The sequence below is a fragment of the Winogradskyella aquimaris genome, assembly GCF_042676105.1.
GTDB classification, from domain to species: Bacteria; Bacteroidota; Bacteroidia; order Flavobacteriales; family Flavobacteriaceae; genus Winogradskyella; species Winogradskyella aquimaris.
Genome location: NZ_JBHTJQ010000016.1, coordinates 446,198 through 468,559 on the forward strand (window position 1 = coordinate 446,198; position 22,362 = coordinate 468,559).

Genomic DNA, 22,362 nt, shown 5'->3' on the forward strand with positions numbered 1-22,362 from the left:
GTCTATTTTAAAAAGGCATTTATTTCCTCTATATATTTTTTTGGGGTTGTTTTTTTGTAGCCGGTTTCACCAAGTACTTCTCCGTCTGAATTTAAAACAACTACAAATGGAAAATAACCTTGTTTATTATATTTCTCGGCTAGTTTTTTGTTGGCTTCAGTTTGTTCTTCGGACAGCTTATTGCTTTTTTTTCTTGGAAAATCTGCCTTTAGCATAACATAATGTGCCTTGGCATAAGATTTAAATTCGTCTGTTGACCAAATTTCTCTATCCAATTTTATACAAGGGCCGCACCAGTCAGAGCCTTGAAAAACAAGAATAATTGGGTTATTATTACTAGTGGCAATTTCTTGTGCTTCAGAAAAATCTGTGTGCCACTCTTGGGCGTTGACCATTGCAATACAAAACAGCAATGACAGTGTAGTGAGTATTACCTTCATTTTTTAAGTCCAATAAGATTATACTTTAACGAAAGGTACGACCATTTATTTTTAAAGGTGTAACTTTTATTACAATAGACAGCTGTTTTTAGAAACATTTAAAAATCAAACTTTAGCTGTACACTAACAGATTTTTTATCCTCGGAAGCTGATTCAGATGGGCTGTGTTTATCGGTGTTTAAATTAGACAACGATATTCCTAAAAGGCGTACTGAGTTATTTAATTTTTCCTGATATAAAAGCTCTTTTGCCGTTTCTAAGATTATGGATTTATCGCTGAGGTAATATGGAAGTGTTTTACTACGAGTCTGTAAAGTAAAATCACTGTATTTGATTTTGAGCGTTATTGTTTTGCCAGCAATGTTACTTTTCTCGAGACGTCTTGAAACTTCTTCAGCTATATGGTTTAGCTTTTCTAGCATAAAAATTTCAGAAGACAGGTTATTGCTAAAAGTTCTTTCAGCAGCTAAGGATTTCCTTATGCGATTTGGTTTTACTTCACTGTTATGAATGCCTCTAACTACGTGGTAATAATAGCGACCGGATTTGCCGAAATTCTTATCTAAATACTCAAGACTTTTAGACTTTAGGTCCTTTCCTGTAAAAATGCCTTTTTGGTACATTTTTTCGGCAGTTACTTTACCTATACCATAAAACTTTCTGATGTCTAATGCTTCTAAAAATTGAAGCACTTCTTCAGGATTTACGGTCTTTTGCCCGTTAGGTTTATTGTAATCACTAGCAACTTTGGCTATAAACTTATTGATTGAGATACCTGCTGAAGCCGTCAGGCCTATTTCATTAAAAATACGTTGCCTTATTTCCTTAGCAATTAAAGTGGCACTTGGCAGCCCTATTTTGTTTTCGGTAACATCTAGATAAGCCTCATCTAAAGATAAAGGCTCGACCAAATCTGTGTAGTCAAAGAATATTTTACGTATTTGGTTAGAAATGTCCTTATAACGATCAAATCGTGGCTTCACAAAAATAAGTTGTGGGCATAGTTTTTCTGCTAAACGACCAGACATAGCACTTTTTACACCAAATTGTCTTGCCTCGTAACTTGCCGCACTAATAACACCGCGTTTTCCACCACCACCAACTGCAATAGGTTGACCTTTAAGATCTGGATGATCCATTTGCTCAACAGAAGCATAAAAGGCATCCATATCTACATGAATGATTTTTCTAATTGGTAAATCGTTTAGCATAGTGTAAATTTAGACATTAAAAAGCTTTTAATGACTGTAGAAATTGAACGTAAATTTTTAGTGACTTCTAACGATTTTAAAAAAGAAGCAACGACAAGTTATAGAATAAAACAAGGATTTTTGAATAGCCATGAAGAGCGTGTTGTAAGGGTAAGGTTGAAAGAAGATAAAGGGTATTTAACGGTAAAAGGAAAATCATCAGAAGATGGTTTAATACGTTTTGAATGGGAAAGGGAGATTAGTTCACAAGACGCAGAGGAACTTTTGAAGTTATGTGAAAGAGGTATCATAGATAAAATTCGTTACGAAGTACATCTGGGGAAACACACTTTTGAAATTGATGAATTTTTTGGTGACAATGAGGGTTTAATTATTGCAGAGATAGAATTACAAGCTAAGCACGAAAATTTTAAAAAACCTGACTGGTTGGGTAAGGAGGTATCTGGGGATATTAAATATTATAATTCACAATTAGGTAAACAACCATATAAAAGCTGGAAATCATGAAAGATAAATTGTTAGTGTTACTTCTGATTTGCTTGGTGTCCTCATGTAAGGATAACAAGAAAGAAGACAATGGAATTGAAACAATTACTGAAACGGATATTGTGGAAGTTCCTGTAAACAATATTAATCCAAAAGATAAAAAACATGAGTCCATTAAGGAATTAGAAATGCGTCTCAAAAGTAAAGGCTATGAGACCTTTTATTATGTTGATAAAAAAACGCAGGATACAACATTAATGCAAAAATACTTTATTGCCTTTTTGAAGAATGGACCCATTAGAAACCAAAATGAAGAAGAGGCAAACCAACTACAAAGTGAACATATGGCACATTTGAGTAAAATGTACGAACTAGGTTACGCCGACATTTCTGGTCCTTTTGATGATGATGGTGATATAAGAGGCATAACAATCTATAATGTACCAACATTACAAATGGCAGATAGTTTAGCTAATGCTGACCCAATGGTAAAAGCGGGAAGACTTGAGATTGAAGTCCATCCGTGGTGGGCTGCCAAGGGATTCCCTTTACGATAATAAAAAACGCTCCGATAATTCGGAGCGTTTTTTTATAGTGTAGTTGAATTACTCTATTCTTCAGCTTGTGGACCTCCACTTACAATTTTAAACTCAGAACGTCTGTTTTGTTGATGTTCTTCATCAGTACAGTTAGAACCACAATTAACCTTAGGTTCAGACTCTCCTTTACCTTCAGCAGAAATGCGAGATTCATCTATACCTTTAGAGATCACATATTGTTGTGTGCTCTTAGCTCTACGTTGAGATAGCCTTTGGTTATACGAATCAGAACCTCTGCTATCTGTGTGAGAGGTTGCGTTAATTACTAAATCAGGATACTTATTCATAATCTGAACTAACTTATCTAATTCAAAAGCGGCTTGTGCCGTAATATTGGATTTATCAAAATCGAAATAAATTGGATTTAATACAATTTCCTCAGGAGTCATTATCTTTTCGATTGGATCCAACGAGATTTGAACTCCAAACTCTTCTTCGCTAGTGCCTTTTACAGTTACCTTTTTGCTTTCAAAATCTTCCATCACCACTTCTAGTTCTGTATCCTGTTCACACTCAACTATGAATTCAGCAATACCATCTTCATTCGTAGTTTTTGAAACGACTTTATTACCATCCGCATCATATAAGGACACAGAAGCCCCGCTTAAAGGTTCTCTGGTCGTGTCATCTAAAACAGTTGCTGTTATTAAAACATCACATAGCGGTTGTAATTTTTTAAATGCATAAACATCATCACTTCCTTGTCCTCCTTCTCTATTCGAGGATACAAAACCTTCTTCGGTCTCTTCATTGATTATAAAGGCAAAATCATCACCGTTACTGTTTATTGGAATACCAACATTTCTTATAGGTGCCATTTTTCCGTCGATAACTCTAGTGTAGAATACATCCATACCACCAAGGCCTAAATGACCATTTGAAGAAAAATAAAGAGTGTTATTACTACTTATGTATGGGAACATCTCTTGCCCTTCAGTATTTACTTTTTGCCCAAGGTTTTCGGGTTCACCCAAAGTACCATCCTCATTGATTGTTGCTTTATATAGATCAAAATTACCATAACCTCCAGGCATATTAGACGAGAAGTATAATGTGGATCCATCAGCACTTACAGAAGGATTTTTAACGGAGTAGTTTTCGCTGTTTATAGCTAAACTTTCAACAGTATCCCAATCGTTACCTAATTTGGTGGCTTTAAATAAGTATAATTGACTATAACGCACTCTACTTAATGAGTCTTTTTGATAATCTTTTTCAAAATAACTTTCTCTTGAAAAGTACATGGTTTTACCATCTGGAGTGAATGACACTAAGCCTTCATGGTATTTTGTGTTGATTTTATCGTTCATCAATGAGGCGTTATCATAAGCGCCATCGGAATTTTTACTCAAGGTATATATATCCAAAAAGGGCTCCTCGTTCCAACCATAAGTTTTACGATTATCATTTCTACCCGAAGTAATATAAAGCTTACCATCATGTTCTACACCACCAAAGTCTGATTGCGCACTGTTAAAACCTGCATCTTGAACATTAAACTTTTTACCTTGCTCTAAGATTTTAGGTAAGTAGTTTGGATTTTTTCTAAATGCTGTCGCTCTATTATCTGATGGTCGCATAGAAGCAAATTTTTCCATTTGCTTATTAGACTCTTCATATTTTCCATTCGCCTTTAGCATTTCTGAATACTTATAGATCATTTCTGGATTCTCACTAGTCTCCAAAGCTTTGGCATACCATTTTTCAGCTTCCACCGTATTGAAAATGTTATAATAGCATTCTGCTAATTGTCCGTAAACATAAGGAGAACCGTCCCCTTTATCAATTAGTCTTTTATAACTTTCAGCAGCATCGACATATTCGAATCTGGCAAATTCTTTATCAGCTTTCTTTGTGTTTTTGTTCTGAGCAGTTAAGCATAAACCACTCATCAACGTGATAAATAATAGTGTTTTTAAGTTTTTCATAATTGTTTAGCTTAACGGATTAAAAGTATCTAGGTGAACGGGAAACACGTTTTGGGAAGTTAAGATCAAATAGCAACATAACCTCGTGGGAAGCAGGTGCAAATGCTTTGATGTCTGATGAAACAGCATCGTAAGCATATCCTACTCTTAACGAAGGTGATAATGCAAAATTAACTAAACCAGAAAACGAATCGTCTAATCTATAGGAAGCACCAATTTCGAACTTTTTGAAGAACCTTGCGTTAAGATTGACGTCAAAGGAAGTTGGTGCATCAAATGCAGATTTCACCATAAATGAAGGCTTTAATTCTGTATTTGGTGATAGATCAAAGACATAACCACCAGTTAAGAAATAATGCTGTGTTTCAGAACCAATTTTATTTCCATTGGCATCCAAATGAACGGATGACAACATGTTAGGTACTGACAGCGATAAGTAATACTTATTTGTGTAATAGAAGAACCCAGCACCAATATTAGGAGTGGTTTCATTAATTCCCATTCCAAAGAATGGGTCACCTTCGTCTATGACATCCACATTACCAGTTGTAAGATTGATATCGTGAAAAGTGGCACCAGCCTTAATACCAAATGCTAAACGATGCTCACCACCCAGTTTAAGTGTATAAGATAAATCAACGTAAGCATTTGTTTCTTTAACAGGACCAATTTGATCTGCTATTAAGGATACACCTAGGCCAAGGTTATTACCAATAGGTGAATGACCGAAAAAGGTTCCAGTTTCTGGACCACCATCAATTCTAGACCACTGGTTTCTGTATAATAATCCGAAAGAAAGATTCTCTCTTGAACCAGCATACGCTGGATTAACAATATTCATATTATACATGTACTGCGTGTACTGTGGATCTTGTTGCCCGTACATTTGAAATGCAAAAAGCAAAACCGCTATTATCGTGAGTTTTTTCATTATAATTTAAGTTGATTCAGTTAGTTGATTATCTGTTTATATATACCCATGCGCTTCTTTGCTTCGCACCACCTTCGTAAATAACGGTGTAGAAATATGTTCCCACAGGCAGTTCTTCGCCGTCATTGGTTTGACCTTCCCACTCATCAACATAGTTGTTTTTAGAGTAAACAAGCGTTCCGTTTCTGTTAAAGATTTCAAGTTTAACAACATTAAAACTACTTAAGTCAAATCGATCATTAAGTCCAGGACTTACACCTGGTGATATACCTTCTGGGAAAATACAAGACTCCACTTCCTCTACGAAATTGGTAATTGCATTGGTACAGCCTGTGGCATTGAAGGTTATCTCAGCTGAATAATCACCAGAAACTAATACTGTATCAAGTGTTAGTCCGTTTGATCCTGGAATTTCTACACCATCTAACAACCAAGTTACTGTAACATCTGCCTCAGTAAAGTTTTCAGGAACAATACCTATAGTAATAGGCACAGTAGCATTTGGACAAACCTCATATTCTATAGTTGGGTCGAATGATGCTAATGGAGATAGATTAACCTCTAAGTTGAAAGAAGTTGTCTCATAACATCCACTGTTATTGTCTTCCACTCGAACATATATAGTTTCTCCACTACTAGTGTATGGACTAGCTAAAGGAGCCGTGTTACTATCGGCATCTTCTTGTGAAGCGTGATATGTAATTGTAACATCAGTACTTGTGTTCACTTCATCATTAATCGAAGTTAAATCGAACTGAGTTTCACCATCAACATTACCATCTTGATCATCACAAACTATAAAGTCTGCAGGCTGATTAACAGCAGGTCTTTCGTTAACAACAAGTTCAACCTCAGATAACTGTCTACATCCAAGGAAACCGTCATTAGCAGCAGTGGCATCTTCAATTCTTATAATTAAAGTTTCGCCGGTACTTGAATACGGAGAACTTACAGGGTTAAGCGCTTGGTTAGCGTCATCTGTACTTGTATAATAACTTACCACAAAATCAGCACCTAAGCCTAATGATGCGGTTAAAGCATCTAAATCAAATTCTTCAACTCCATCAGATCCAGGACCATCACATACTGTAATGTTTTGTGGTTCTACACTTGGAGCTTCATCATATAGTCTAATATCAACTAACGCTGAGAAATAGGTTTCGCTTTGATCACAAATTCCACCGAGAACTTGCACTTGATAGGTTCCTGACTCCGTAACAGTTAGGTTTGGCTGGTTGTAATCAGGAATAACAAAACCATCTTGATACCATACATATTCATCAACAGAATAGAAGGTACTTGCAGTCAGTTCCACACTTTCAAATCCACAGAATTCAAATGTTTCATCTGGGGTAATAGGATCTTCAATATCGTCTTCAATCTCACCACCCTCAAGAGCTAAGCTCACATCACAAACCACATCACAGTTAGTTCCGTCTGGCGGACCTGAATCTTGAGTAAAGGTATAGAAACCGGCTTGTTGCGAGAAGTTAGTTATTAGAATAACATAGACCGAGTTAGCAGGAACATTAGTTAGTGTAATGGTTTCACTGGCTGTAGCAGAGTAGCTACAGTCTGCAATAGTTTCTGGTAATAAGTCAACACAACCATCTTGCTGATTCACAAATGGACCCCAAACAATAAAGTCAATATCCAGAGGTGTACCAGTATTACTTGTTTGATCTAAACTAAATACATAGTCACCAGCTACGTCAAAATTAATAGTATTCCATTGTGGATCTGGTTGAGAGAACAAACAGTCATAATCTAAATATGGTGGCGCTACTTGATCACCAACAATACTTTCGTACTGAATAGTTGGGTCTGCACAAATAGGTAATGTATCCAAACAATATGTTGGTGTCCCTAAAGTACTAATACATAAGTCAAATGTACTCGTTTCACTATTACTACTAGCAGAGAAAATTCTAATATAATAGGTGTTACCTATAACCAATGATGGCGTAAGGCTGAAAGTATCATCTGAACAATATATCTCTGTTAAACTACCACAGTCACCTTCATAAAGTGCATGGTCTAGATTTGTAGTACCACCTGTTATGTTTTGAATGTCTATGATTTGTTGGTCACCAACCGCAGTAAATTCAAACCATACATCATCATCTGGGTCACCAGTACAACTTCCACTAGGAACTCCTGATGGTGTAGCAGCTAATATGGTTCCTGGATTAACCGTATCACAACTCTCATCTGCATTAACTACAGCTACAGTGGCATTGATACACTCATCATTGTCAGGAGGACAAGCCAATACTTCAAAGAAATCACTACTTATTGTACAATTATTATCTTGTTCATTGGCAACAAAAATCTTAACAGTATTACCAAAAGGGAAAGGACCTGCTTGGTAAACACCAGTTGCCGTTGCCTGAACCGTAGAAGCATCAAAATCATTTGATATTTCTAAAGAAGTAGCATCTCCTAAACTTGTGACATCAACATCAATAAAGAATTGATCGGTATCACAATCCGTATTAACTGTAAACCCAGCTTCTGGTAATGTACATGTCAATTCTTGAATATTTACCGTAAAGTCCAAGGTTACACCCCAAGAACCATTGTAGCACGGATTTGGTGTGGCTTGACCAGTATCCGCAGTACCAATACGCATTCTATGGACACCAAGAGGTGCAGTTAGAGGCATTACAAATGAAGCATCTAATGTTGTTGGAATCGCATTGGTAGATGTTCCAGAAAATACAAGTTCTGTAGCGTTATCAAATACTAAGTCATCATTAAAATCAATCCAAATATTGGTGCCGTATGTAAAGCCCGTTTCAAATGTAACAGCCACATTGGTTTCAATACCTTGAAAAACGTTTACCGTTGGTGAGGTTTGGTCTTCGTAGGTGACATCACCTAAGCTTGGAAAGTCTGTGAAGCCTATTGTAACATTGGTAACACCTTGTCCATCATTACTTGTAGGTTCAGACTGACAATATCCTGTATAAAATGAACCAGGACCAGCGAAAGAACTCAAATTAGTTGGGTCACATTCTGCCTGAACATAAAAATCATAGTCAGTATCTGAAGTTAAGCCTGTTAAAACAAAAGGATTTGTGGTCACTCCAGTTACCAAAGTACCTGTCCCTGGCGTAAAACCAGCAGGACCATACTCTATATTCCAAACGGTTGATGTTCCTGTCTCTGTCCATCCTACTTCTGTTTCAGTTAAACTCAAATTAGTTGAAGTGAGATCAGTCGGTTCTGGACAAGTAGGAATTCCACGTACACGGAAGTTGTCTACAAATACATCATTGTCTTCTGGATCGTCTACTGTACCTTCAGAACCTAAAATTCCAAATTGAACAGTTTGTCCGGCATACGCCTCTAGTGTAACCACTGGGTGTTCACCAGTAGCAGGCACAACAGATGTACTATCATAAGTTAATAGTGGTGTCCAAGTTGCACCATTATCGTTAGTAATTAGTAGTTGTACAATATCATCTGAACCTAAGGTTCCAGCCGTAGTCGAACTACCAAACTGCATGATACCGAAGTCAAATTCAACTTGGAAAGGACCTCCAGTTAAATCAAATTGCGGCGATATAATCCAATCACTCTTTGTAGCTACCCATAAATTAATTTTATAGGCACCACTAAAGCCATTATTAAGGAAACCATCCGCACCCCATGCGCCAGCACCAAAATCTGCCGGGCCTGTTGTCGCATCTCCACTATCAGCTTCATCCCAGCAAACAGGAATTATAGTGTCGAATTGCTCTAAATAATCAGGTGTAAAAACATCACAAGCCGTTGTAAAAGTAAAAGGCGCTGAGAAATCACTAGTATCACCTCCACCACAATCGGCTTGTACATAAAAATCATAATCTGTACTGGCCATTAAACCAGTTATTGTATATGGGTTGGTAACGCCTGTAACCGTTGGAATACCAGTTGGTGCATCTCCTGAAGGGACAACCTCAATATTCCAAATGGTTGCAGTACCATTTTCTGTCCAGCTCAATTCAGCTCCATCAGTTGTAAAATTAGTGGCAGCTAAATTTGTTGGAAACGTACAAGTCGGACCTTCTTCAATACAAACGTCTGCTGTTCCAGACTGCGCATCTCTCCAAATTACGGCAACATAGGTATTTCCGGGTGTAAGACCACCAATAATATCTGAACTGTCACCCGAATCTAATGTATTATTAATACATACTAAGGACGTACCACCACAAGCATCTAAAACCTCTACACCTATGTTATCTCCAGCACCACCAATATTAAAAACAACGGAGCCAACTGGAGGAGCAGTAAAGCTTACCCAATATCCCCAATTTCCAAAACCATCACACGAAGGGTTTTCTCCAGCAGCATCAATATCTTCTGCAATGCTAAAATCAAAAGTTGTAGGTGTTGCCGTATCACAATCAGTTTCAACAGTCATTGGAAACGCTGCTGCACACGACCCACCAGGTACAGTAGTATTAAAAGTCACTGGCCCAACCAAGCTTGATGTACTTGAACCCCCACAGTCTGCAACTAAATATACATCGTAAGAGGTTCCCGTTGTTAAGCTTGTAAAACTAAAAGAAGTAGTTGTAAGTCCAGACTCTAATGTTCCAGTTCCAGGTGTAAAACCTGCTACTCCCCATTCTAAATTCCAAAGTGTTTCAGTCCCACCTGGGGTCCAACTTACATCAGCGGTTGTTTCTGTTACATTAGCAAATGTAATATCCGTAGGTTCAGGACATGTAACTTCAAAAATATTTATATCATCAAAGGCAAAACCTTCGTCAGTAACCGATCCATCTGAACCAAAGGCTACTCTAAAAATAACGTTAGCCTGACCACCTAAACCTGTAAGAGGATGTCTAGCGGTTACCCAGTCATTAGTTCCTGCAGCACCAGTACCTGACCAACCTTCTTGTTGCCCTCCAGGTGCACCATTTATGGTGTTATCAGTATACCAATTATTTGGATCGCCAAAAGCACCAACATTGACCCAAGTTGTACCGCCATCAATGGATGACTGTAAAACGGCACCATCCCAGCTAAACTCAATGTCGTACCAAATACTTAGCTCTATGGAAGGAGCTGTAAGTGATGAAAAATCAAATACAGGACTTGTCACCCAAGAGTCTTCATTAGAGTTGTAGTTGCCTGTTAGGTTCGTAACCCACGCATTAGTGCCAGAGGCAGCACTATTGATGATAGCTCCAGCCGGAGTACCTAGTGCCCACGTGCCATTTGTTGTGTTGTTGGCAACCCAACCTCCATCACCAGATTCAAAATCCTCAGTGTATGGAAAAGAAGCTATTTGAGCTTTGACACTTGAAATCGCAACAAATGAAAGCAAAAATAAAAATAGAGTAATCTTTCTCATTATTAATCGGTTTGTTAGAAATTAGTTAACCCTTTATAATACATTGATTACAAAGGATTTATTTTTTTTAATTTTTATGAGGCTTGGGGAGGCGTATCTATACGTTGCTTAACCGTTTTTATTACGCTCATTCGAATATATAAAAAATGACTATTAACAAGATGTTAACAATGCTATAATAGATTAACTACCGTATTAATCGATAAAAGGCTTAGGGTGTTTTTAGATGAATATAGACCGGAAAGTGATCACTGTAACCTCCTTTGTACTTTTTACCTACATAGGTTCTGAAAGGCTGACCTTTATACTTTCCATTATATTGCTTCAGAAATCTGGGATTAAAAACATCGGCCTTAACAAATCTAAGCTCGGAACTACTTATATCGAAAAAGTTGTGTGAGAATAATATTTGATCAAACATGTGCCACTGAAAATCATGATTTAAACTGCCTTTGTTATAGGAATGAACCGTTTTAAAAGGGTTGTATAAATTACTTTCAGATTCGAGGAGCTTTATACTAATGTCTTCAGGATTATCGTTAAAGTCTCCCATGACAATGATTTTTGGAGAGGCATCCTTGTTTTTAATTCTTTTTACTATTGTATTGACGACTTTTGCAGCAGCAATTCGCTTATGCTCGGTTTCCTTTTCACCTTCTCTTCGTGAAGACCAGTGATTTACAATGATATAAATAGGGTTCCGTTGTAATTTTCCATGTACCAAAAGAATATCCCTTGTATAATCTCTTTCACCTGTTTCAGTATATAGCTCAACCGAAAAGGTTTCGGAGCTAATAACTTCAAATAAATTACTTTTGTAAAGAATAGCAACGTCAACACCTCGTTCATCCAATGAATCATAATGAACAAAGTTGTATGACCTACCAGCCAACCCTTCACTTTCTATTAAGTCTTGTAAAACTTTTTTGTTTTCAACTTCAGCAAGTCCTACAATGGCAGGGGATTCTTCTATACCGTCTTCACCAATTTTTGAGATAACTTTAGCCAGTTTTCGTAATTTATTAGTATACCGTTTTACTGTCCAACGTTTTGTAGAAGTAGGTAAAAAGTCGTCATCATTAGTAAAAGGGTCATTTTCTAGGTCAAATAGATTTTCAATATTATAAAAGGCTATGGTATAGGAAGATGTGTTATTGTTCATGAGAATAAATATAGGTCTTTTAAAACATATTTAGAAAACGGCATTTGTGTAACTTTGTACTTTAAATTATTATGTTAGAAAAAAAAGATATTACATTAGAGAAGGTTGTACTTGTGGGAATCATAACGCAAGATCAAGACGAAGAACAATCGAAGGAGTATTTAGATGAGTTAGAGTTTCTTACCTATACTGCAGGTGGCGATGTTGTAAAACGATTCACCCAAAAAATGACAATGCCCAATCCAAAAACCTTTATAGGTACAGGTAAAATGGAAGAAGTCATGCATTATGTAAAGGAGCACGACGTTGGCACCGTGATTTTTGACGACGAACTTTCTCCAGCACAAGAACGAAATATCAGTAAAATTCTAAATTGTAAAATTTTAGACAGAACCAATCTTATCTTAGATATTTTTGCTCAGCGCGCACAAACCAGTTATGCAAGAACTCAGGTAGAACTGGCACAATGCGAGTATTTATTGCCAAGGTTAAAAGGGATGTGGACTCACCTTGAACGACAGAAGGGTGGTATTGGTATGCGCGGTCCTGGTGAAACGGAGATTGAAACCGATAGACGTATTGTACGCGATAAGATTGCATTATTGAAGGCCAAGATTAAAACTATAGACAAACAAATGTCTGTTCAGCGTGGTAATAGGGGCAAGATGGTGCGTGTGGCTTTAGTAGGGTATACAAATGTAGGTAAGTCTACTTTGATGAATGTTATCAGTAAAAGTGAAGTATTTGCCGAAAATAAGTTATTTGCCACGTTAGATACGACGGTAAGGAAAGTAGTTATTGGGAACTTGCCTTTTTTGGTGAGCGATACGGTTGGATTTATAAGAAAATTACCAACCCAGTTAGTAGAATCCTTTAAAAGTACTTTGGACGAAGTGCGCGAAGCAGATTTACTCCTTCATGTTGTAGATATTTCCCATTCCAATTTTGAAGAACATATAGAATCAGTTAACCAAATATTAGATGAAATTGACAGTAAGGATAAACCAACAATAATGGTGTTTAATAAAATTGATGCCTATGAGCCAGAGCCCTATGACTCAGACGATTTAATTGAGGAGCGAACAACATCTAATTACAGCATAGAAGAATGGAAAAAAACGTGGATGTCTAGAATTGGCGATAATGCCTTATTCATATCCGCATTAAATAAGGAAAATATGGATGAATTTAGAAAACGGGTGTATCAAGAAGTAAGAGAAATTCATGTGACACGTTTTCCTTATAATCATTTTCTATATCCAGATGTTGAAGATATTTCATAATAAAAAAGCCCTTCAGGAAACTGAAAGGCCTTTTTTAATTTATCTATTAGGTTACGATTATCTAGAATTTATAGCTTAGACCAATCGTATAATAAGACTGTAAATCATTATCAGCATCCTCTAAGGCTACACCTTGAAAATTCGCAGCTTCTTGTTTGTTGCTTCTTAATGCAAAATCAAAACCAACACCAATCATTTTCCATAAGGTATAACCAAATGAGTTCGTCCATGTCCAGTTAGAAAGATCACCGTCTTTATAACTCTGAAATGTAGAAAAGTTCGTTTTAAAATTTACGGCACCAATTTGTCTAGTGTAGTCCGCTACAATTTTTGCACCAAAGGACGAATCAAAAACAGTATCTCCACTTGAGAATACAAAATTGTAGTTGGCAGGATGAATAACAACAACTAAGTTTTCTATAGGGGTCCATGTAGCACCAACACCAACGTCTAAATAACCTGGGTCGTTGAAATTGTCTAATAATGTAGTTCTATATTCGGCCAGACCGGAAATAGCAAATTTTTCGCTTAGTTTACGTCCGTATAATGATGATATATTGAATACATCTGTTCCCGTTCTAAAGCTACTATCATCAGTTGGGTCGTCTTTGTCATCAAATTTTACCCAGTTTAGGTTAGTTGTAAGAGCATTTCTCCAGAAATATTTATCCTCTATTTTATTGGCGAAAGCATTAACGGTTATTCCAATATTTCCTGATTCGTTGTTTGGTGTACCTTGTGCATACCAGTTGTTAAAGTTAGATAAGCTACCGCCAATGGTTCCAAAGGCACCAATTCGCCAACCCGGTAAGGCGTCAATTTGTTTTTGGATAGCGTCAGCCTCTGCCTGAAACCTATCTGCTTCGGCTTGTTTCTCTGCTTTCTGAGCTTCTAGTTCCTCTTTTGTCTGTGAAAATCCAAGTGCTATCACAAACATTAAGGATACCGATAAAAGTAATTTTTTGTTCATAATGAAATAATTTTTAGTAATAAAATGGATGTATATGAACAAATATAGGCTATTATTGCTAATGGAATGTAGTTTAGTTTCCTTAATCATTTTGCTCACATAATGATAATATGATTGAGTTACTTTTTGCTTTTTTTGTATAAAGGAACAGAAGAGCATGCTTCACCAAACATTATAGACTTAGAAACAGGTTTTAACTTCTGGGTAAGTAAAATCAGGGCATTGGCAGGAACAGGCTTGTGAGAACACCCTTTAATAATAACAGGTAAATCTTGGTACACTGAAACGTCTATTTCAGAAATTATAGAAGCATAAAGTATAGACTCTAAATGTTCAAGAGATCCACAAATGGTTAACCTTGAGTATTCTTGAAGCTCGAGGCTAATCAACATGTATGCCCAATCTGGTACAACGGCATCCGTAGAACAATACAATGCGACGTAACAGTCTTTATATTGTGACCAATCATGCGTTTTTACGCGGGTCCTAAAGTCTTTTTCTCGCAAGACCAGTCCTTCTAACAACCAGTCTTTAATATCAAACAAAACACGACGACCTTCAGGATAGAAATCTTCCAAGTCAATTACCTTAAGCTTACTGTTAGCTACTCTATTTACTATTTCTTCTGCCATACATAGTTATTTTACACTATAGCGACGTAATCCATAGTTAGTTTCATCACGCTCAATAAAGTCTAATGAGATTTTGCTTCCATTATGTATGGGTTTTTCAAGTTTAGCACGATGAATATTTTCATAAGTTTCTACATCTATTGAAGTCCTTTCGTTCAAAGTTTCAAATAAATTAACATCAGCTATCTTAGATACCCACTCATCTTGAACAACACCTTCAAAAACTTTAGATTTTGAGCCACTTCCATAAGCTATAAAACCTATGGTTTTTCCAGACAAATCCAAGTCATTATTGTAGCTATCGGATAATAGGCTCAAAAGCGACATGAATATCGATGCCGTGTACATATTACCAATTTCCGAGGAAGCTAACTCACCTTGTGCAATTTTTGAGTTGATAAACGTTGTATACATTTCAGACTTGTAGGCTTTTTTAGACCATTCCTTTTTATCGGTATCCACCATTGGACCAATTTCATTCTCTAGACTGAAGTACAAACCAGAGGATTTAAGCCAATTGAGCCAGTTATCAAAAATAATACGTCTACCGTGAAACGCATAGGGTAGATGAAACACAATTTTATGCCAATTATCATTAAAGGACACCTCCTTTTGTTCGCTAAAATGATTGAGTGCTTCCGTTATCCTATCATTGTAGCATGCGTTAGAGAATTGTCCGTCAAAAACAGGTTCTTCCTTAAAGACTTCAACATTCGTATTGCTATCCGACCAGAATTCAGAATCTGAAGACGCCATAAACTCTTGAATCTTCTCATCGGATGCATCTAAATTTAAATCTTTAAATACTGCTTTTAGAAGAGCTGCTTTTTTGAACGTACGTCTGGGTTTAAAAAAATCACCCTCACTCTTGGAAGCTACACCCCAAACATCCTTTATTTCTAATATAGATGGGTTATGGCTTATTAATAGGGCAACGGCACCTGCGCCCTGTGTATATTCTCCAGTAGAATTTATATCATATTTAGATAGATCTGAAGCAATAACGACAGCTTTTCTCTTAGGGTTATTTCTTACCCAGTCTAAACTGTTGTGTAAGGCGTCAACGGCACCTACACAAGCAAAGGTCATATCTAGGATATCACAATGTTTAAAACTGCGCTCGCCATAAGTGCTTGCAAGTTGGTTTTCAACGATTTCTACGGCATAAGTCGCTGTAGGTTTTGAGCCATCAATGGCGCTTTCCGTACCTAAATACACGCGCCCAATGTCGTTTGGATTAATATTGTTCTGCAGGATTAAATTTAGCAATGCATTAGCTGCAAAAGTTGCGGCATCTTCACCAATATTTGGTACTGCCATTTTTTGAAGCCCTAATCCTTTTTTTAATTTTTCAGCAGGTATACCTCTTGCCTCGGCAAGCTCATCCATTGGCACATAAAGTTGAGGTACGTAAAAAGCGATGGCATCAATTCCTGTAGCACTCATAATTTTAGTTTATAACATTCCTAATTCTAACTTAGCCTCTTCGCTCATTAAATCTTGAGACCAAGGTGGGTCAAAAGTGATTTCGACTTCGGCATCTTTAATCTCGTTTATGGATTTTACTTTTTCCTCAACCTCAAGTGGTAAAGTCTCAGCGACAGGACAGTTTGGTGTCGTTAGTGTCATTAGTATTTTTACCTCGTGATCTTCATTTACAAAAACGTCATAAATTAAACCAAGTTCATAAATATCTACAGGAATCTCTGGATCGTAGATTGTTTTTAATACCCTTACGATTTTATCTCCTAAAACATTGGTATCTATAGTGGATTCACTCATCTTAATTCAATTGTGTTTGGTATGCTATAGCATACATTTTTAATTGTTTAATCATGCTAACTAATCCGTTAGCTCTAGTTGGTGACAAGTGTTCTTTTAAGCCTATCTTATCAATAAAGTCTGTATTAGCTTCAATAATATCCTTTGGATGTTGATTGGAGAATACTCGGATTAAAATTGCAATTATACCCTTAGTAATAATGGCATCACTGTCTGCAGTAAATTCTACTTTATCGTCATTCAATTCGGCATGAACCCAAACCTTGCTTTGGCACCCTTTTATGATATGGTCATCTGTTTTGTATTGTTCATTGATAAGCGGAAGTGTTTTTCCTAAGTCTATCATGTATTGATAGCGTTCTTCCCAATCATCAAACATAGAAAACTCGTCAATAATTTCGTTTTGAATTTCTTCGATACTCATCATCATTTTATTTGGTGCAAAGTTACAAAATCACTCTTGTTTCGTTAGCTTTTCCCTTATGGTTAATATTTTATTAACTAATGCTTCAATTTCTTTAGGTGGATGCCCATGGTCAAAGGTAGGTGTCATCAATTCATTCTCACCTCTTATAATTGTGACTGTGGCGTGCGCAGCCCCATCATAATGACGTTTGCTAGTGGGCGCTTCAAGATTAACAAATTTTACTTCATCGATGGCTGCAACCATCGAATCGAGAATTTTCCAATCGTCATTGGCTGTCGGATAGTATCTTTTCTTTTCAAAATTACGATCTTCGGTAAGCATAACCTCATCTTTTGAGATTAAGGTGTATTCAAATACCCCTCTTGTTGAAGCTCTGTATGCTATTTCAAAATCGCTAGAGTTTTGAAAGTTCTTTTTTTCCATGGCTAACTTTTCTGTGTTACCGGCAACGCTTTCCCTTCTAGTATTGCAAGATTCCGTAACTATGACAAAGGCTAAAAGACTAAGTAAAAATTTCATAGGTTTATATTTAATATCAAATATAAAGATTTATAATCCAAAAACATGCCATAAAAAAAGGCGCTATATAAGCGCCTTTAGAAACGGTAGTTATCTACTATTAATTACCTGTAAATTCTGCTCTTGGTCCACCAGCTGCTAAAACAGATCGCATTCTTATTTTTTGTCCTTCAGTGAATAATCCCATACAATCATCGTCTGTATAATCCATGTAATTCTCAACCATGTCCAATGATCTACAGTGTGTAACAGCGCCTGGGCAACCATAGTTTGGTCTGTCAGAACTAGGAGTGTCATCCACAAAATCATCTCTGTTGCATCTACCATCTCCCCAAATATGTCTTAAGTTTAACCAATGACCAACCTCGTGAGTTGTAGTTCTACCACCATCAAATGGTGCTTGTGCTGTACCGGTTGTTCCGAAATATTGAGGTGAAACTACAACACCATCGGTTGAGGCATTCCCCCCTGGAAATTGAGCATACCCAAGAATCCCACCTCCAATATTTGCTACCCAAATCGTTAAATATCCAGGTTGTGCAGGATACACGGATTTGACGGCATCATTGGTTCCCCATTGGGAAGTAGAGTTTGCACGTCTGTCTACTACAGCTAAAGAAAATGTAATATCTACATCTGCACCTCTCTCTGGATATGAACTCACATCACTAAAGTTGGTGTCATTAAAATCGGCATTTAAAACACTAATTTGCGAATTAATTTGAGCATCACTTATATTTTGACTACTGTTTGCATAAATAACATAGACATAGACTGGAATATTAATAGAACCTAAACCATCATCTACTGGGTCTCCGCCGCCAGTATCACCGCCACCGCCATTATTTCCACCTCCATTACCATTACCATTGCCAGGCCTTAGATGATAGGTAAACTCCCTTGATTTTTTTTCAATCTCATACATTTTTTGATATAAATCCGGTTTTTCATTGAGTTGTCGGTTAAGAATTTCCATTGATACACAGTTTTTTCCTCCCACGGCTCTATTCGCCGTTCCAGCTTCTACAGGATCGGTATAAGCATAGAAATCACTCATGTCAATTTTTTGTTGGTCAAGCTCTGTGTTTTGGTTTTGGTCGTCGCTACAACTGACAAAAACTGTAGCTGCGATAGCCAAACCTAAAATAGATTTTTTCATAAAAAAATGGTTTGTTGTTAAATAATTGGTTGAATATATAACAAAACAATAAAGATTTAAGAAAAAATTAACAATAAAATGATAAAATTCGATGAACTACAAAATGACAGAATTTTGTTCTCGGTGGTAGGTTAATTTTAACTAATTGTTTGTGAGTAATTTAAGACAGCATTAAGATGGCTTTCTTCAAAGCCGAAATAAATATATCGATTTCCTCTTTAGTATTGTAGAACATGAATGACGCTCTAATAGTGCCAGGGATCTTATAAAAGTCCATGATTGGCTGGGCGCAATGATGTCCTGTGCGTACTGCAATTCCCATTTTATCTAATATGGTACCGATATCATAAGGATGAATGTTACCAACGTTAAAGGAAATAACTGAAGTTTTATGTTCAGAGGTGCCATAAATCGTTAAGCCTTCAATGTTTTGAAGTTGCTTAGTGGCATAGACTAAAAGTTCATGCTCGTATTGCACAATAGCATCAAAACCAATAGAGTTCATGTAGTCTATAGCCGCACCAAAAGCAATGCCACCACAAACATTTGGTGTACCAGCTTCAAACTTATGAGGTAAATCGGCGTAAGTGGTTTTTTCAAACGAAACTTCGGCAATCATTTCGCCACCTCCTTGATAAGGGGGTAACTTTTTGAGCCATTCTTCTTTTCCGTAGAGCATACCAATACCTGTAGGGCCACAAATTTTATGTGCTGAACATACATAGAAATCAACATCTAATGCTTGTACATCGGGTTTTATATGCGGGCACGACTGTGCACCATCTACTAATACTGCAGCGCCAACTTTGTGCGCTTTTTCTATAATGGTTTCAATAGGATTAATAGTCCCTAAAGCATTTGATATATGATTAACAAAAACAAGTTTTGTGTTTTGATTAAGCAGTTTGTCAAATTCTGAGAGTACCAAATCACCATTTGTGTTCATTGGTATAACTTTAAGAACAGCACCAGTGCTCTCGCAAAGCATTTGCCATGGCACAATATTGCTATGATGTTCTAAGGCAGAAACAATGATCTCATCTCCTTTCTTTAAAAGTGAAGAAAACCCATTGGCCACCAAGTTAATACCGTGTGTAGTGCCAGAAGTAAAAATAATCTCGTACGCTTTAGCGGCATTAAAGTGCTTTTGAATTTTAATACGTGCTTGCTCGTAAGCATCAGTAGCTTCTTGGCTCAATGCATGAACACCTCTATGTATATTGGCATTATAATTAGAATAATAATCAACTATTGTATCGATAACTTGCTGTGGGGTTTGTGAGGTTGCAGCATTATCGAAATAGATTAAAGGCTTACCATTAACTTTTCGCTTAAGGATAGGAAAATCCTTCCTTATCTGTTTTACATTGAACGTGGTATGACTTAAAGCTTCACTCATTTATAAATCAAACCCAATATTAACTCCTAATTTTCCGGCTATAATTTTAGTGATTCTATTTTTAATTTCTGGGATTTTCACAGAGTCCAAAACGTTATTACTAAACGCAAACATTAACAGTCCTCTGGCTTCTTTTTCAGGAATACCACGAGATCGGAGGTAAAACATAGCACTTTCATCCAGCTGCCCAATAGTACAGCCATGGGAGCACTTGACGTCGTCTGCAAAAATCTCAAGTTGAGGTTTAGTGTTTATTGAAGCTTTATCACTTAACAAAATATTATTATTCGCTTGAAAGGCATCCGTTTTCTGCGCTTCTTTTTCAACCAAAACCTTGCCGTTAAACACACCTGTTGCACTATCGCCAAAAATACCTTTATAATCCTGATGGCTCTCGCAATTAGGTTCAATATGGTGCACCAAAGTGTTATGGTCTACGTGTTGTTTATTACCAATAATGGTAATGCCTTTCATGGTCGAGTCGATGCGCTCTCCGTTTTGATAAAAGTTTAGATTGTTTCTAGTAATCTTTCCGCCAAAAGAGAAGGTATGCACCTTTGCAATACTCTCTTGTTTCTGGTTGATAAACGTGTTATCGATTAATGAAGCCGTTTCTCTATCGTTCTGAATTTTGTAGTAATCTACAATGGCACGTTTGTTGGCAAATATCTCTGTCACAGAATTGGTTAAGACAGGATTGTCTGTTAAGCTCTGATGACGTTCTATAATCTGAACATGCGAATTTTCGTCAACAACAACTAGATTTCGAGGTTGAAGCATTAAAGCTGCTTCATTACCTGTAGAAAAGTGTAAAATTTGTATTGGCTTTTCAACCAATTTATTCTTAGGAATATGAATATAAGCACCTTCTGCTGAGAACGCAGTATTTAAAGAGGATAGACCATCTTTAGCAGCGATTTTATTGAAATAATTTTCAATGACCAATCTGTATTTTGGCTTGGTCAGTGCAGCAGACATTAAACAAACATCGATGCCATCATGTGTAGTTTGCGATAAATGGGAAGAATATTTACCATCAATAAAGACGATTTTGTAAGCGTCTATATCGTGGATAAAATACTTCTTTACGTCTTTGAAATCTAATGCTTCTTCATGCTTAGGAAATACACTATAATCGTACTTTAAAATTGAATTTAATGAGGTATACTTCCATGCTTCCTGACGTTTGGTAGGAAACCCTTCGTTTTCAAAATGTTTTATAGCCTCCGTTCTTATATCATGGACTGGTGAGTCTACATCTACCGTATCCTCAAAAGCCATAAAAGAAGACACTAACTTTTCTTTTAATTCCATTTTGCTTTCCAATTAGGCGTTTACTTCTTCTTTAATCCAATCGTAACCTTTAGCTTCTAACTCATGGGCTAAGTCTGCAGATCCAGATTTCACAATGCGTCCATTGTGTAAAACGTGAACATAATCTGGAACTATGTAATCAAGCAGTCTTTGGTAATGGGTAATAACAATAACTGCGTTATCTTTTGATTTTAATTTGTTAACACCGTTGGCAACAATTCTAAGGGCATCGATATCTAAACCTGAGTCAGTTTCATCTAAAATAGCCAGCTTTGGTTCTAACATCGCCATTTGAAAAATCTCATTACGCTTTTTCTCACCACCCGAAAAGCCTTCATTTAATGAACGTGATAAGAACTTTCGATCTATTTCTAACAGCTCCGATTTTTCGCGAATCATTTTCAACATCTCGTTAGCAGGCATATCCTCTAATCCTTTAGCTTTTCGGGTTTCGTTGATAGCTGTTTTCATAAAGTTGGTAACGCTTACTCCAGGTATTTCTACTGGATATTGAAAGGATAAAAATACACCTTTGTGTGCGCGTTCTTCGGGTGCAAGTTCATTAATGTTTTCACCTTCAAAAATAATATCGCCTTCCTCAACCTCGTAATCTTCTTTACCCGCTATGACAGATGCTAAGGTGCTTTTTCCAGAACCGTTCGGGCCCATTATAGCATGGACTTCACCAGGCTTAACCTCTAAGTTAATTCCTCTTAATATTGCTTTGTCTTCTACACTGGCGTGTAAGTTCTTTATCTTTAACATAATAT

Annotated in this window: 19 protein-coding genes; 3 read left to right on the forward strand and 16 right to left on the reverse strand. The window is 36.8% G+C overall.

Annotation, left to right across the window (positions count from 1 at the left end; genetic code table 11):
- Positions 1-2: 2 nt before the first annotated feature.
- Positions 3-440, reverse strand: coding sequence for a thioredoxin family protein (locus tag ACFQ1K_RS11990; protein WP_320554510.1), 438 nt, complete (start codon positions 438-440; stop codon positions 3-5).
- 98 nt (positions 441-538) lie between these two features.
- Complete coding sequence (gene dinB / locus ACFQ1K_RS11995; protein ID WP_320554509.1) at positions 539-1,651, reverse strand: DNA polymerase IV; 1,113 nt, start codon at positions 1,649-1,651, stop codon at positions 539-541.
- Between the two features lie 30 nt (positions 1,652-1,681).
- Between dinB and ACFQ1K_RS12000 the strand changes: the two genes are divergently transcribed.
- Positions 1,682-2,158, forward strand: a complete 477-nt coding sequence (locus ACFQ1K_RS12000) for a CYTH domain-containing protein (protein ID WP_320554508.1) — start codon at positions 1,682-1,684, stop codon at positions 2,156-2,158.
- Positions 2,155-2,694: a YciI family protein gene (locus ACFQ1K_RS12005; protein WP_320554507.1), complete on the forward strand. Its 540-nt coding sequence runs from the start codon at positions 2,155-2,157 to the stop codon at positions 2,692-2,694. Before ACFQ1K_RS12000 ends, ACFQ1K_RS12005 begins: the two co-directional genes overlap by 4 nt.
- A gap of 53 nt (positions 2,695-2,747) precedes the next feature.
- On the opposite strand, the gene ACFQ1K_RS12010 is transcribed toward ACFQ1K_RS12005, so the two are convergent.
- From ACFQ1K_RS12010 to ACFQ1K_RS12025, 4 genes are all read right to left on the reverse strand, one after another.
- The gene (locus ACFQ1K_RS12010) at positions 2,748-4,664 is read right to left on the reverse strand and encodes an OmpA family protein (RefSeq protein ID WP_320554506.1); all 1,917 of its coding nucleotides are present in this window, start codon (positions 4,662-4,664) and stop codon (positions 2,748-2,750) included.
- 19 nt (positions 4,665-4,683) lie between these two features.
- Positions 4,684-5,595, reverse strand: coding sequence for a PorP/SprF family type IX secretion system membrane protein (locus tag ACFQ1K_RS12015; protein WP_320554505.1), 912 nt, complete (start codon positions 5,593-5,595; stop codon positions 4,684-4,686).
- A gap of 28 nt (positions 5,596-5,623) precedes the next feature.
- Positions 5,624-10,945: a fibronectin type III domain-containing protein gene (locus tag ACFQ1K_RS12020; protein ID WP_320554504.1), complete on the reverse strand. Its 5,322-nt coding sequence runs from the start codon at positions 10,943-10,945 to the stop codon at positions 5,624-5,626.
- A gap of 211 nt (positions 10,946-11,156) precedes the next feature.
- Positions 11,157-12,107 carry an endonuclease/exonuclease/phosphatase family protein gene (locus ACFQ1K_RS12025; protein ID WP_320554503.1) on the reverse strand — a complete coding sequence of 317 codons (951 nt, stop codon included), beginning with the start codon at positions 12,105-12,107 and terminating at the stop codon, positions 11,157-11,159.
- Between the two features lie 71 nt (positions 12,108-12,178).
- Here ACFQ1K_RS12025 and hflX point away from each other — a divergent pair, with 71 nt between their 5' ends.
- The gene (gene hflX, locus ACFQ1K_RS12030; RefSeq protein WP_320554502.1) at positions 12,179-13,390 is read left to right on the forward strand and encodes a GTPase HflX; all 1,212 of its coding nucleotides are present in this window, start codon (positions 12,179-12,181) and stop codon (positions 13,388-13,390) included.
- A 61-nt stretch (positions 13,391-13,451) separates the two neighbouring features.
- Here the strand turns inward: hflX and ACFQ1K_RS12035 are convergent, their stop codons facing one another.
- The 10 genes from ACFQ1K_RS12035 to sufC all read right to left on the reverse strand — a co-directional run bounded on the left by ACFQ1K_RS12035 (position 13,452) and on the right by sufC (position 22,357).
- Positions 13,452-14,360 carry a DUF3078 domain-containing protein gene (locus tag ACFQ1K_RS12035; RefSeq protein WP_320554501.1) on the reverse strand — a complete coding sequence of 303 codons (909 nt, stop codon included), beginning with the start codon at positions 14,358-14,360 and terminating at the stop codon, positions 13,452-13,454.
- Positions 14,361-14,479: 119 nt separating this feature from the next.
- Entirely contained in the window at positions 14,480-14,992 is a 513-nt protein-coding gene (locus ACFQ1K_RS12040) for a DUF2480 family protein (protein WP_320554500.1), read from the reverse strand.
- Positions 14,993-14,998: 6 nt separating this feature from the next.
- Entirely contained in the window at positions 14,999-16,438 is a 1,440-nt protein-coding gene (locus tag ACFQ1K_RS12045; protein WP_320554499.1) for a hydroxymethylglutaryl-CoA synthase family protein, read from the reverse strand.
- A gap of 9 nt (positions 16,439-16,447) precedes the next feature.
- Positions 16,448-16,774: an SUF system Fe-S cluster assembly protein gene (locus ACFQ1K_RS12050; RefSeq protein WP_320554498.1), complete on the reverse strand. Its 327-nt coding sequence runs from the start codon at positions 16,772-16,774 to the stop codon at positions 16,448-16,450.
- Between the two features lies 1 nt (position 16,775).
- Positions 16,776-17,198: a SufE family protein gene (locus tag ACFQ1K_RS12055; protein WP_320554599.1), complete on the reverse strand. Its 423-nt coding sequence runs from the start codon at positions 17,196-17,198 to the stop codon at positions 16,776-16,778.
- 30 nt (positions 17,199-17,228) lie between these two features.
- Positions 17,229-17,720, reverse strand: a complete 492-nt coding sequence (locus ACFQ1K_RS12060; protein ID WP_320554497.1) for a hypothetical protein — start codon at positions 17,718-17,720, stop codon at positions 17,229-17,231.
- Between the two features lie 100 nt (positions 17,721-17,820).
- Positions 17,821-18,879, reverse strand: coding sequence for a zinc metalloprotease (locus tag ACFQ1K_RS12065; protein ID WP_320554496.1), 1,059 nt, complete (start codon positions 18,877-18,879; stop codon positions 17,821-17,823).
- Positions 18,880-19,039: 160 nt separating this feature from the next.
- Positions 19,040-20,278 (reverse strand): aminotransferase class V-fold PLP-dependent enzyme, encoded by a 1,239-nt coding sequence (locus ACFQ1K_RS12070; RefSeq protein ID WP_320554495.1) that lies wholly within the window; start codon positions 20,276-20,278, stop codon positions 19,040-19,042.
- Entirely contained in the window at positions 20,279-21,592 is a 1,314-nt protein-coding gene (sufD, locus tag ACFQ1K_RS12075; protein ID WP_320554494.1) for a Fe-S cluster assembly protein SufD, read from the reverse strand. It abuts the gene before it with no gap.
- Positions 21,593-21,604: 12 nt separating this feature from the next.
- On the reverse strand, positions 21,605-22,357 hold the full coding sequence (gene sufC / locus ACFQ1K_RS12080; RefSeq protein ID WP_320554493.1) for a Fe-S cluster assembly ATPase SufC: 753 nt from the start codon (positions 22,355-22,357) through the stop codon (positions 21,605-21,607).
- Positions 22,358-22,362 lie beyond the last annotated feature (5 nt).

Bases quoted from the DNA above. Each gene is read 5' to 3' on its own strand.
- ACFQ1K_RS12050 (WP_320554498.1), bottom strand. From the start codon at position 16,774: ATGAGTGAATCCACTATAGATACCAATGTTTTAGGAGATAAAATCGTA.
- ACFQ1K_RS12070 (WP_320554495.1), bottom strand. From the start codon at position 20,278: ATGAGTGAAGCTTTAAGTCATACCACGTTCAATGTAAAACAGATAAGG.
- ACFQ1K_RS12000 (WP_320554508.1), top strand. From the start codon at position 1,682: ATGACTGTAGAAATTGAACGTAAATTTTTAGTGACTTCTAACGATTTT.
- ACFQ1K_RS12045 (WP_320554499.1), bottom strand. From the start codon at position 16,438: ATGAGTGCTACAGGAATTGATGCCATCGCTTTTTACGTACCTCAACTT.
- hflX (WP_320554502.1), top strand. From the start codon at position 12,179: ATGTTAGAAAAAAAAGATATTACATTAGAGAAGGTTGTACTTGTGGGA.
- ACFQ1K_RS12065 (WP_320554496.1), bottom strand. From the start codon at position 18,879: ATGAAAAAATCTATTTTAGGTTTGGCTATCGCAGCTACAGTTTTTGTC.
- ACFQ1K_RS12015 (WP_320554505.1), bottom strand. From the start codon at position 5,595: ATGAAAAAACTCACGATAATAGCGGTTTTGCTTTTTGCATTTCAAATG.
- ACFQ1K_RS12020 (WP_320554504.1), bottom strand. From the start codon at position 10,945: ATGAGAAAGATTACTCTATTTTTATTTTTGCTTTCATTTGTTGCGATT.
- sufC (WP_320554493.1), bottom strand. From the start codon at position 22,357: ATGTTAAAGATAAAGAACTTACACGCCAGTGTAGAAGACAAAGCAATA.
- ACFQ1K_RS12035 (WP_320554501.1), bottom strand. From the start codon at position 14,360: ATGAACAAAAAATTACTTTTATCGGTATCCTTAATGTTTGTGATAGCA.
- ACFQ1K_RS12025 (WP_320554503.1), bottom strand. From the start codon at position 12,107: ATGAACAATAACACATCTTCCTATACCATAGCCTTTTATAATATTGAA.
- ACFQ1K_RS12055 (WP_320554599.1), bottom strand. From the start codon at position 17,198: ATGAGTATCGAAGAAATTCAAAACGAAATTATTGACGAGTTTTCTATG.
- dinB (WP_320554509.1), bottom strand. From the start codon at position 1,651: ATGCTAAACGATTTACCAATTAGAAAAATCATTCATGTAGATATGGAT.
- ACFQ1K_RS11990 (WP_320554510.1), bottom strand. From the start codon at position 440: ATGAAGGTAATACTCACTACACTGTCATTGCTGTTTTGTATTGCAATG.
- ACFQ1K_RS12060 (WP_320554497.1), bottom strand. From the start codon at position 17,720: ATGAAATTTTTACTTAGTCTTTTAGCCTTTGTCATAGTTACGGAATCT.
- sufD (WP_320554494.1), bottom strand. From the start codon at position 21,592: ATGGAATTAAAAGAAAAGTTAGTGTCTTCTTTTATGGCTTTTGAGGAT.
- ACFQ1K_RS12010 (WP_320554506.1), bottom strand. From the start codon at position 4,664: ATGAAAAACTTAAAAACACTATTATTTATCACGTTGATGAGTGGTTTA.
- ACFQ1K_RS12040 (WP_320554500.1), bottom strand. From the start codon at position 14,992: ATGGCAGAAGAAATAGTAAATAGAGTAGCTAACAGTAAGCTTAAGGTA.
- ACFQ1K_RS12005 (WP_320554507.1), top strand. From the start codon at position 2,155: ATGAAAGATAAATTGTTAGTGTTACTTCTGATTTGCTTGGTGTCCTCA.